Source organism: Candidatus Obscuribacterales bacterium (assembly GCA_036703605.1).
GTDB lineage: Bacteria > Cyanobacteriota > Cyanobacteriia > RECH01 > RECH01 > RECH01.
This window is the reverse complement of record DATNRH010000662.1, coordinates 18263-28618: the sequence shown is the minus strand read 5'-3', so window position 1 is coordinate 28618 and position 10356 is coordinate 18263. Positions and strand designations below refer to the sequence as shown.

Sequence of the window (10356 nt, the reverse complement as noted above, 5' to 3'; positions counted from 1 at the left end):
CCTGGAAAACAGACATAGCTGATGTAGGGCAAGCTCAGGAGACACAAGCGAAAAATGCGTTGACTCCACTTCACAGTATCTAGAAAAATTAAAGTCTTCGTTACGGTTCCCAAGGCAAAACACCTAAGTATAGGGTCTTATCATCAAAGTCAGGCAGGGCATCTGGATGTCATAAATGATACCGCTAGGGCCTGTCTCCTAGACTGAAGGCTGCCCTAGCGATCGCTAATAGGCTCCTTCTCCAAATGCCACGACCCAAACCGTGCGCATCAAGATGTAGAAATCCAGCCATACTGACCAGTTGCGCACATAGTAAGCATCTAAATTCACCCGTTCATCATAGGTAATGTTGTTGCGCCCAGAGACCTGCCACAGCCCCGTTAGCCCCGGACTGACTTTGGTATACAGCTCAAACGTGTCCCCGTAGCGGGGAATTTCTTCATCCACAATGGGACGTGGCCCCACTAGGCTCATCTCACCACGCAAAATATTCCAGAGTTGGGGCAACTCATCTAGACTGGTGCGCCGCAGAAAACGCCCCACCCGCGTCACCCGTGGATCGCGCTTGAGTTTATGATCCTGCTCCCAGGATTCTCGTAATTCTGGGTGGCGATCGAGATAGTCTTGCAGGACGCGATCGGCATTTTGCACCATTGATCGAAATTTCCAGGCTTTAAAGGGACGTCCACCACGTCCTAAGCGCGTATGGCGATAGAAGATGGGCCCAGGAGAGTCCAGGCGAATCAACAGGGCGATGATGGCAATGAAGGGAATCAACAGCAATCCCCCAAGAAGGGTAGCCATCAGGTCAACCATGAGCTTTGTAAAACGGGGCCCGGGCAGGAGCAACTGTTGGCGTACTTCTAGCCCTAAGACACCTCCCATATCCCTAGCTTCCACCCACAGGCTAGAAAACCCAAATAGGTCTGGAATGATGAGTAGATGGGCGAAGGTTTGTCCATAGCGTTCTAATAGGCGCAGCAGACGCCCTCTGGGCACGCCTGGCATAGCGACGATCGCGTAGGGAATCCGCCTTGTGCGGGCCAGGACTGGAGCTAGCTCTAAGCCACCCACAACCGGCACCCCATGCAGCCAGCCATGCTTGTCTGGGTCATCATCGAGGACGAGAACTGGCTTGAGACCGATCCCTGGACGACGTTTGAGGGTACGAATCAGCAGGTCTCCAGTTTTTCCAGCCCCCAAAATCATCACGGGATAGCCCCACCAGGAGCGATGGGCAAAGGTATGCCTAGTCAAAATACGGCCGAGCAGTACAAACAGGATAGACAGCACCCAGGCCATGAGAAAAATGCCCCGCGAATAGACTTCGCCTTCGCGGCGCAGGAAGGTTGCTGAGCCTAGCACTAGGTACATGAGTGTTGTCGTGACGCTAATCCACCGCAGTTCATCCACGGGGCTCAAAGCCACACCCGGATAAAGCCCCACAATCGCGTAGGCCAAGATGAAGAGCCCCAGCACAGGCCAAAGCTGCCAATAGAGCGATGGATGGTACTGCCCATTCAAGGCGAGGCGTATGTAGACGCTAGAAACGCAAGCTATGGTTAAGGCAATCAAGTCGGCGCTGAGAGCGATCGCTAATGTAGGCCAAGAGCGCGTGGAGACTCTCAGTGCTGATAAAGCCGGTCGTATAGTTTGATCCAACTGCATTCGGTTTCCCCCTCGCTATTACTCTATGCCATCCCCTTGCTGAAATTGCACCCACTTTTGATCAACAAAGGTAGAGAACTCTCTGCGAAAGCGGTCTGGGCTATAGTGTGCAGCATGTTCATGCAGCATGTCTGGATCAAAGCTCTGCTGGCTAGTTTCAAACTGGGTTATCGCTTCGATCAGGCTCTCGATGGTTTGCTCCGGAAAGAGTTGTCCGGTCTTCCCCGGAATCACGGTTTCGGTGACGCCGCCTTTGCCATAGGCAATCACCGGGGCTCCAGCAGCTTGGGCCTCAACGGGAGTGATGCCAAAGTCTTCTTCGGCGGCAAATACAAAGGCCTTGCAGCGCTGCATGTAGTCGGTCACCACGGCATCCGGCTGTTGGCCCAGCCAGGTGATATTGGGGGTGAACAGGGGCTGAAGTTTGGCGCGATCGCTGCCATCCCCGATCACCACCAAGGGTAGACCTAACTGAGCAAAGGCGGCCACGATGAGATCGACGCGCTTGTAGGGCACGAAGCGAGACACAGTTAGGTAAAAGTCATCGCGCTGGCGGGACGGACGGAAGCGATCGACGGCTACGGGAGGATAAATCACGGTGGCGGGCCGGCGATAGGTTTTCCAAATGCGGCGGGCGATGTACCGGGAGTTGGCGACGAAATGGTCAACCCGGTTGGCGGTGGCAACATCCCAGAGGCGCAGATAGTGGAGTGTAGCCCGGACGGCGATCGCTTTCACGCCTCGACTCAACCCAGAGCCCTTGAGGTAGTGGTGATGTAAGTCCCAAGCATAGCGAATGGGTGTATGAACATAGCTGATGTGCAGTTGATCGGCGCGGGTTAAGACTCCTTTGGCCACGGCATGGCTACTGGACACCACCACATCGTAGTTATCCAAATCAAACTGCTCCACCGCTAGGGGCATCAGCGGTAAGTATTGCCGAAAGTGTTTCTTGGCAAAGGGGAGATGTTGGAGAAACGAGGTCGAAACCGATTTGTGCTGAATAAAAGCTTTGAGATGATCTGGGAGGAATTCAACCAAGCTGAAAAGATCGGCATCAGGGTAATGGGCCAGAATCTGTTCCACAACTTGCTCCGAGCCCGCACGAGTCACCAGCCATTCATGGACAATCGCCAGCTTTACCATGAACGCGAGAGAGCGATCGCTCCCACGGATCGTTGAACCGTCTGCCGAGAAACATCGATGCTGAGCTTATGGAACGAGGGGTGGTCTGGCGTCACGGAGGCGATCGCAGTTTTAAGCAGCCTATGCATGGTAGTCGTGCTCCCTGATTCTGCTTGAGGTTGACGTTAGACTCGACGTCTTCTCCCACGACGAGTAGGGCGGCAAAAAGTTCGGCACCCATGAAAAAGCCCTCACCAAGGAGGGCAATCTTGCTATGCAACCATGCCAAGGTTGGTCACGCAAGGAAATGCTTGGAAAACGGCTCATCTCTAGAAGCGCTGTCTATCACTGATGTGTATATGTCTCAACGCTGACGTTCCAGGTACAGCGCGGGACGCATAGCTGTCCAATGTTTTGATCAGTTAACTGACGCTATGGTTAACCGCTTCTATGGTTGACCGCTTCTATCGATCGCTATCGATCTCGCTGTTCTCTTGCTCGCCGGCGGCGATCGCGCCATTCTACAGCGGTCAAGTAAGCAACGCCGCCGGTAAACGTTACTAGCAGCACTAGAGCAACAACGGCTAACGAGCTTAGGGCAATTGCTTCAGCATTCATAGGTCTTTCTAGAATCCGTTCCGGGCCCAAACCACCATAGAGATGGAAAAAGTGAAGACCACTAATAGCGAAACCCAGCCTAATGTCAGTATGTCCATGATTATGATGTCAAGGTGAAAGTGTCACAGGTATGTATCCTCACCTCATCATAATCCAAAGTTGTCTCGCAACGAAGCTCTTAGCCAAGAGGCTCGTGATTCTCAGTGCGAACATCTTGCCCAAGCTTGCTAAGAACAGCACTTGTGGTACCAGCACTCCCGCGTTGACACCGGACTCAGTTACTCCTGCGACGATTGAGGTCTGGTTGCAGGAGCACCGCTTGGAGCATTCCCACGCTCAGCATAGAAACGACGTGGACTGGACAAGTTACTGGTCAAAATGAGACTTGCTGGAAGGAGGCTAGCCATTCTCGCGACAAGCAGCCATCGGCATCCTAGGGCAACCCCCATAACCGCGGGTTAGCGCTGCTCCAGCGAAAACTCTAGTCCCATGGACGCAGTCGCTGCCCACCGGGCAATCTAGCCCTATGCCACATCTGCCTCTACTTCTGTCATACAGGCAAGCGTTAGCTCGCTATGCGCAACGATTTCACAGTCTGGCAATTCTTCAGTTTCCAGGGCAAACACGGGTTCTGACCACATGGCAATTCCTCCCGGAAGCACACCCATGCTTTCCCACGTGGGTGCAAAGGGCGGCAAGGCCAGGGAACAAGCTCGCCAGCTTCCCTTGACTGGCGAGCCAAGCTGCTGGCACTGCCCACCTCGTCGTCCTTCGGTTACGTAGTGCTGACAATGGCGACAAGCAGAAACAGAATTTTGGTTTCTCATGGGAGGAGTGTCATTGGCACAAAACTGTACTTTCTATTGTTGTCTTTATCATTCCCAGGGTTTTCGAATTACGAACAGGTCAAGTGCCTCATAGCTCTTGAATTCAGCGATCCCAAAGAAAAAATGATATTTAGATTGTCTTTAGGTTTCCATTACGAGGAATACACAAATGTTAGGCATTAGATATAAAATTTCTATTTCCTAGAAATCGAGCCTGATTTTTTACAAAAACCACTGGGGATCACGTCCAAAACCGAGCGATCAGATCACCAATCGCAGGTTTAAGACGGACAAAGTGGAGAAATTTTAAAATATTTTGTTTTGTAACTGTTATGGGTAGATCAGGTTATTTTTGCTACTGAAGACATCCGATTTTTACGGTTCTAGGTTGCTGTTCAACAATGTGAGTTTGACGGGCGTACTCCCGGTCATCCTAAACTGGTTAAAAGATTAAAAGATAGGAGATGGGCCGAAACCACTCGGTTCAAACGGTGGCATCTCCGTTGTAGTTACTGTCAGATATGGCTGTACCGCATCATCTCATTAGGCTTTGAAGCGTTACGGCTACTCATACAACACAGCTAAAGTGAAGCATTAGGCTGCTAAACGATCGGGAGAAACGCAACAGCCTCTGCTCCCTAAAACCTGGTCTCTGAGCTTTATGCCCAGCCCTTGGCTGCACAGAGAGAGCATACTGACCAGCGCTGTAATTCACCAGGCGGGGTGGGGCATTGACAGGTGGGGCAGAGCGGTAGGTGACGCGATCGCTGCTGGATCAGGGACGACCATCGCTGAAATGCTTCGTCAGACGTTTGGCATCGCGGGCGGGTGGGAGGCTTGTTAACAGGTTCTGGCAGACGGCTGGGATGGAGCCGCCAAGTAGAAAGATCCTCCATCTGTTCGATGGTGATAGACGAGGGGGATGACCATTGGGTGGTGGAGAAGCGAATGTCTTGCAGCGTATCGGCTTGTAGGTAGTCAGCGAGGTGATGATTGAGCTTGTCTAAGAGGCGTAGGCGTTCAAAGGAGAGGTTTTGGGCCCAAGCCGAGTTGGATGTAGCAACAATTAACACTTGGCGTTGGATGGCAACGGGGCGAGTCTGGGCAGCAACGGCAGCACCCACCACCTCGGGCCAGCAGTTGAGCAAGGCTTGAAAACTGCGGCGCGATCGCCATTGAGGCTTCGTTTCAACGGCGTGAATGAGGTGTTGTAAGGATTGAAACGTCATAGTTCGCTCATCCGCTGGTTGGCTCTAGCGTGGGAAAGTTGGTCAAATTCTCAACTTGCGTTTATGATCCCCAAATAAAGCCACCGATGCCAGCCCACTGAGGAGATATGTCCTTATTATGTGTGGAGAGCTGTATCGGAACTAGAGTCGGTTCTTGGCTGGGAATGTGATCTGCTTGGCTGACCCATCATTTCCCCTCGTCCCACAAGAGTAGAAGGGGAAAAAGAGAGGCGCAGGTGCTTTCAAAGCCCCGCTACTAGATTGGACGAGGGGTTGGGGGTGAGACTCTTCAAGGTTTGTCAGTCAACCAGGAGTGTGATGCCTATACCTGCACAGATCAAATACCCGCGCAGATCAGACGCCTTCGACGCTTTGGGAGATTTTAGTCATGTCGAATTCCTTGCTTTCTAACCTTAATCGGGATTCTGACGGCGGATCAGATTCTCAGGATGCTGTTTTACACCCTCTATTACAAGCTGCCCTGCTGGGTCTAGATACCGAACTGGATCAAGAATTAGCGCGCTATCGACGGCAGCGATCGCTGAAGCCAGGGCGATCGCCGCGCCGTGCCCAGCGTTCTATGCATGAACCGCAAGAGCGCACCCCATTGCCAGCTTTAGCAGCCGGAACAGCCGCTCTAGCTGGGTTACAGTCACGGCAGACTGCAGCATCACCTGAGCAGGCGATCGCCCCCACCCCGGCTGCCTTAACAGCGCCTGGAAACCAGCCTCTAGACACACCGGTTCCCGATGATTATTTAGAGTCGTCTGAAGAACTGCTGCGTAGCTTAGCAGACGAAGCGCCACCATCGCCTCAGCCCACCTACGAACCAGACGAGGATGAGCCCGGCATCGTTGCCAGCCTACTAACTCCGCTGGGGATTGGATCGATGCTGTTGCTCTTGCTCTCCAGCGCTACCCTCGGCTACGTCATTCTCAATCCATCACTCGTGGGTTTACCGCGCTTGGGACAGTGGGGAAGCGATCGCTCTACGGCTGAGAGCGTTGTATCATCGTCTACCCAAGGAGGTATCCCCAATCCCAATTTAGCGGAGGAGGAATTTGTGGACTTGGGGTTAGATACCCTCAGCACCCTGCCGCGCACAGGACAACCTTCACAGCCATCGCCACCCTCAGCAAACGCGGCTGCCCCTGCCCCAAGCGCTAATGCTCCAACGACAGCTCCAACCACCACCTCCACAGCTCTTACAACCCAGTTGCAACCTGCCTTAACGCCAGAGGTCGTTGAACCCAGTCCTTCCGTTGAATCAGATTCCTCGGATGTCGTCTACGTTCCTGATCCAGAGCCGGTGGCAGTGGCACCGGCTGCACCCGTTCAGCCCCCGGCTCCCGAGCCAGCCTATACGCCAGCCCCTGCACCAGCCCCTGCCGAGACTGCAGCAGCACCGTCAACAGCACCGTCTAACTATTACTATGTGGTGACAGACTACAGCGGCGATCGCAGCTTGGATGATGCTCGCCAAGCCGTAGAAGATGCCTATGTACGCAACTTCCCAGATGCAGGAGCCCAGGTGCAATTTGGAGCCTTTAGCGACCCAGAGCGGGCTGAAGCCTTGCTCAATGAGCTAGCTGACCAAGGGATTCCTGCAGAAATTTATCAACCTTAGGCATGACCTGAGGCCTCTAACCGCAATCCCAGATAGCTCGTGGTTCAACAGACGAGAACTAAGCTCGTGCGATACCATGAAATGGACTGCGTTGTCAGTCATGGTGCTGGGTTTCGTTAGTGGAGACGGGTATGGGATTTTTTCAGCGAGTCGGTCGGGTGATTCGAGCCAATCTCAATTCCTTAGTGAGTCAAGCCGAAGACCCCGAAAAGATTCTAGAGCAAGCTGTCAGCGACATGCAGAACGATCTGATCGAGATGCGCCAGGGCGTGGCCCAAGCGATCGCGACTCAGAAGCGTACGGAACGGCAGCATAGTCAGGCCCAGTCTACGGCAGATGAATGGTACCGGCGGGCCCAGCTAGCCCTGCAAAAAGGAGACGAAGAGCTGGCTCGGGAAGCCTTAAGCCGCCGCAAATCCTATCAGGAAACGGCTGACAGCCTGGGTCGCCAGCTTCCTCAGCAACAAGCCGTTGTTGATAATCTGCGCCAGAACATGATGAGTTTAGAGCGCAAGATTTCGGATGCAAAAACCAAAAAGGATATGTACATTGCGCGGGCGCGCTCGGCCAAGGCATCGCAACAGCTCAATGAAATGCTGGGTCGGGTAGGTACAACCGGTGCCATGCAGGCTTTTGAGCGAATGGAAGAACGGGTGCATGAGCTAGAAGCCCGCTCGGAAGCTGTGGCGGAGCTAGGGCAGGATGATCTAGAAAGTCGGTTCTCTGCCTTGGAGGGCAATAGTGTCGATGATGATCTGGCAGCGATGAAAGCAGAGCTAAGCGGGCGATCGCCCCAGAGTCTGCCATCGAGTCCTGCAGCTCATACACCCGAGATCGATCACGAGCTTGAAGAACTGCGATCGAAGGTTGATAATTCCTGAACCAGGCTTGTGATCTTGATTAGCGCAAATCACGGCCGAAGGGCAACAGTGCCACAATTACAAGCTTGAAATGTTGCTTGGCGAAAGGTAGGCCAATGATCGTAATCGCCAGGATCAGAGCGGAGACGAGATGGGCGATGGCAATTTCCCAGCCGAAGAGCACCAGCCAAATAATATCGAAAATGATGCGCAAGGGACTGTTAGCCTTCTCTGACACCACCACCTCTTTGCCGAAGGGTGTGAGGGAGGCAAATCCTATTTTGATTACCTGCAGGCCAAAGGGAATGCCAATGATGGTGAGGCAGATGGCTAAACCGCCCACAATGTAGCCAATCGCAGCAATCAAGCCGCCAAAAATCAACCAAATTAGATTGCCAAGTAAGCTCATGATGTCGTTCTCCTGAAGTCATGATGTGAGTGAACAGCCGTGAGCAGGTGTAATATCAAATCGGTTAGATACGCCATTTATGTAGGGCTATGGCAGGATCCAGATGTCTGTAGCCCCTTTGCCAAGGGAACGAGCGGGAATCGAAGACAGGATGTTACAGGCATATTCAACCGGATTTGATATGAACAGGTCAAAGGTCTCCATCTCTAAGCAGAAGCTTGATCGTCCTTGTCCTCGTTCTCAAGTTCCTGCACAACTTTTTCGGATTCTCTGGCTTTTTGCAAGTGAGCCACATACATTTCCATGCGGTGATCGTTAATGCCTTCAAACCCTTGCTCTAGGGTACCGATCGCATAGCCTAGAATTCCATCAACCAGACGCGTTACAAAATCAGGGTTCTTCGTCAAGTTGCCCTTCACGTCAAAGTAATACTTGTGTCCAGTGTGGCGATAAACACGAGGAAACGTCCAAGGCAAGATGGGCGGCGGCACCGCTGGCACAATATCATTGTTGTTCACATACCGGAAGGTGCGATCGCCCAAGACCTTGTCAAACTGGCGCTGGAAGGCCCAATCGCCTACTCTCGGTTGCCCAAAGGTATAGAGGCCGTTGACTGTGATACCCGTATCTTGTAGAGCCGCTGCTGCTAGGGTAGCCAGTGCCCCTCCCAAACTATGCCCTGTCACCCAAAGGGTTGCGTTAGGTTCTACCCGTCGCCAGCGCAAAATGATGTTGACCACTTGGGGAGCAACGCTATCCCAGGCATGTTGAAAACCTCGGTGAACCTTAGCGTTCTCCTGAAAAACAATGTCGCTTTTCAGGAGGCTAACAATTTCGGTATCCATCGTCTCCATTTTGCTCTTACCAGCAAACTTCCGCAGTTTGATTTTGACGTTGGTTTGCCAGTCGCGCAGTTTTTGGGTGCCGCGAAAGCCCAGAACAATGTTGCCATTGATGCGGAAGATGATGCCTTGGGTCTCGCTACTTGGGTCGTCAATGTAATGAAAATCTACGCCGAGGTTGGCTCCCCACTGGGTTAACACCTCGCGGATATAGTGTTCATCCGAGTAGACCAAGTAGGCAACCTTGCCGAGGCTGAGGGCGCGTTTTGCGTCTGATGTCACAAACTCGTCGCTGAAGTCTGTGGGGCGGTAGGGGGTTGGCAAAATCCGATAGCCATATCGCTCAAAGAGTTTTTGAACATCGGTATAGCCGGCCTTATGAATATAGGTAAATAACTGTTCATAGAACCCCGATGCCCCTTCCCGGCGATATTCGCGATCGCCAATCACGCGAATCCAGTAAATAATATAGGGACGTAATTCTTCGGCAGAAATTAACTTGGATTTGATGTAGTACTCGAAGTTGGAAAGCCCACTTAAGAAGTCATCAAACCAACAGCGCAGAGTAAGTTCAATCAGGTATTCCTTCAGCTCTTGCTTATAGCGATCGGCATCGATGTCTTTAAGACTTTCAACCTCGTGCTTACGCTGGATAGTTTTGTCATGAGACACCAAAGCCCGGCGGAGGCGAATGTCTTTGGGCTCAAAAAAAATGTGGTCTGAACGTCCCGGCAGCTTCAGCGGCAGTTCCCGAAATTCCTCAAAGTCAATAATAGAGAGGACGTGGCCAATCGATGGCTTGTTTTCAAACTCTTGAATGATGCTGCGAATAAACTCAACTCGTTTCCAGCGCTGCTGTTCGTAGTACTGGGTAGCAACCCCAACGGCAACGATCGCTAGGATGGCGCTGCTGATGGCAATCAACCAATGGGGGTTCAACGGCAGGGGGGAAGCGGCGGATGAAGGAGGAGCCGCGGACGAAGAAGGAGCCGCGGCGGACTGGGCCAACACCATGGGCTCAGGATCCGCGAGGGACGTGGATGGGGAAGCGATCGCCCCCGTGGCCGTTAGGCAAAGGGCTGCGGTAAACAAAACCGGAAGGAAAGGATTTTTCATAACCCGTACTGAGATAGATGCAGCATGAAACAGCA

General features: G+C 52.7%; 11 protein-coding genes. 2 read left to right on the top strand and 9 right to left on the bottom strand.

What is annotated here, in order from left to right; genetic code table 11:
- Positions 1–225: 225 nt before the first annotated feature.
- The 7 genes from wbaP to V6D20_13955 all read right to left on the bottom strand — a co-directional run bounded on the left by wbaP (position 226) and on the right by V6D20_13955 (position 5467).
- Complete coding sequence (gene wbaP, locus V6D20_13985; protein HEY9816889.1) at positions 226–1668, bottom strand: undecaprenyl-phosphate galactose phosphotransferase WbaP; 1443 nt, start codon at positions 1666–1668, stop codon at positions 226–228.
- 18 nt (positions 1669–1686) lie between these two features.
- Positions 1687–2814, bottom strand: coding sequence for a glycosyltransferase family 4 protein (locus V6D20_13980; GenBank protein HEY9816888.1), 1128 nt, complete (start codon positions 2812–2814; stop codon positions 1687–1689).
- The gene (locus tag V6D20_13975; protein ID HEY9816887.1) at positions 2808–2942 is read right to left on the bottom strand and encodes a hypothetical protein; all 135 of its coding nucleotides are present in this window, start codon (positions 2940–2942) and stop codon (positions 2808–2810) included. The genes V6D20_13980 and V6D20_13975 overlap by 7 nt, the downstream gene beginning before the upstream one ends.
- A 325-nt stretch (positions 2943–3267) precedes the next feature.
- Complete coding sequence (locus V6D20_13970; GenBank protein HEY9816886.1) at positions 3268–3411, bottom strand: hypothetical protein; 144 nt, start codon at positions 3409–3411, stop codon at positions 3268–3270.
- Between the two features lie 8 nt (positions 3412–3419).
- The gene (petN, locus tag V6D20_13965; protein HEY9816885.1) at positions 3420–3509 is read right to left on the bottom strand and encodes a cytochrome b6-f complex subunit PetN; all 90 of its coding nucleotides are present in this window, start codon (positions 3507–3509) and stop codon (positions 3420–3422) included.
- A 426-nt stretch (positions 3510–3935) separates the two neighbouring features.
- A complete protein-coding gene (locus V6D20_13960; protein ID HEY9816884.1) occupies positions 3936–4238 on the bottom strand; it encodes a hypothetical protein in 303 nt (100 codons plus the stop codon).
- Between the two features lie 659 nt (positions 4239–4897).
- Positions 4898–5467 (bottom strand): DUF721 domain-containing protein, encoded by a 570-nt coding sequence (locus tag V6D20_13955; protein ID HEY9816883.1) that lies wholly within the window; start codon positions 5465–5467, stop codon positions 4898–4900.
- Positions 5468–5855: 388 nt separating this feature from the next.
- Here V6D20_13955 and V6D20_13950 point away from each other — a divergent pair, with 388 nt between their 5' ends.
- Both V6D20_13950 and V6D20_13945 read left to right on the top strand, forming a co-directional pair.
- Positions 5856–7094, top strand: a complete 1239-nt coding sequence (locus tag V6D20_13950) for an SPOR domain-containing protein (GenBank protein ID HEY9816882.1) — start codon at positions 5856–5858, stop codon at positions 7092–7094.
- A gap of 131 nt (positions 7095–7225) precedes the next feature.
- Entirely contained in the window at positions 7226–7975 is a 750-nt protein-coding gene (locus V6D20_13945) for a PspA/IM30 family protein (protein HEY9816881.1), read from the top strand.
- A gap of 19 nt (positions 7976–7994) precedes the next feature.
- Here the strand turns inward: V6D20_13945 and V6D20_13940 are convergent, their stop codons facing one another.
- Together V6D20_13940 and V6D20_13935 are read right to left on the bottom strand one after the other, a co-directional pair.
- Complete coding sequence (locus V6D20_13940) at positions 7995–8363, bottom strand: YccF domain-containing protein (GenBank protein ID HEY9816880.1); 369 nt, start codon at positions 8361–8363, stop codon at positions 7995–7997.
- 206 nt (positions 8364–8569) lie between these two features.
- A complete protein-coding gene (locus tag V6D20_13935; GenBank protein HEY9816879.1) occupies positions 8570–10321 on the bottom strand; it encodes a lipase family protein in 1752 nt (583 codons plus the stop codon).
- Positions 10322–10356 lie beyond the last annotated feature (35 nt).

What these genes read in the sequence shown, in the direction of transcription:
- V6D20_13955 (HEY9816883.1), bottom strand. Translation starts at nt 5,467, where the DNA reads ATGACGTTTCAATCCTTACAACACCTCATTCACGCCGTTGAAACGAAG.
- V6D20_13975 (HEY9816887.1), bottom strand. Translation starts at nt 2,942, where the DNA reads ATGCATAGGCTGCTTAAAACTGCGATCGCCTCCGTGACGCCAGACCAC.
- V6D20_13940 (HEY9816880.1), bottom strand. Translation starts at nt 8,363, where the DNA reads ATGAGCTTACTTGGCAATCTAATTTGGTTGATTTTTGGCGGCTTGATT.
- V6D20_13935 (HEY9816879.1), bottom strand. Translation starts at nt 10,321, where the DNA reads ATGAAAAATCCTTTCCTTCCGGTTTTGTTTACCGCAGCCCTTTGCCTA.
- V6D20_13950 (HEY9816882.1), top strand. Translation starts at nt 5,856, where the DNA reads ATGTCGAATTCCTTGCTTTCTAACCTTAATCGGGATTCTGACGGCGGA.
- petN (HEY9816885.1), bottom strand. Translation starts at nt 3,509, where the DNA reads ATGGACATACTGACATTAGGCTGGGTTTCGCTATTAGTGGTCTTCACT.
- wbaP (HEY9816889.1), bottom strand. Translation starts at nt 1,668, where the DNA reads ATGCAGTTGGATCAAACTATACGACCGGCTTTATCAGCACTGAGAGTC.
- V6D20_13970 (HEY9816886.1), bottom strand. Translation starts at nt 3,411, where the DNA reads ATGAATGCTGAAGCAATTGCCCTAAGCTCGTTAGCCGTTGTTGCTCTA.
- V6D20_13960 (HEY9816884.1), bottom strand. Translation starts at nt 4,238, where the DNA reads ATGAGAAACCAAAATTCTGTTTCTGCTTGTCGCCATTGTCAGCACTAC.
- V6D20_13980 (HEY9816888.1), bottom strand. Translation starts at nt 2,814, where the DNA reads ATGGTAAAGCTGGCGATTGTCCATGAATGGCTGGTGACTCGTGCGGGC.
- V6D20_13945 (HEY9816881.1), top strand. Translation starts at nt 7,226, where the DNA reads ATGGGATTTTTTCAGCGAGTCGGTCGGGTGATTCGAGCCAATCTCAAT.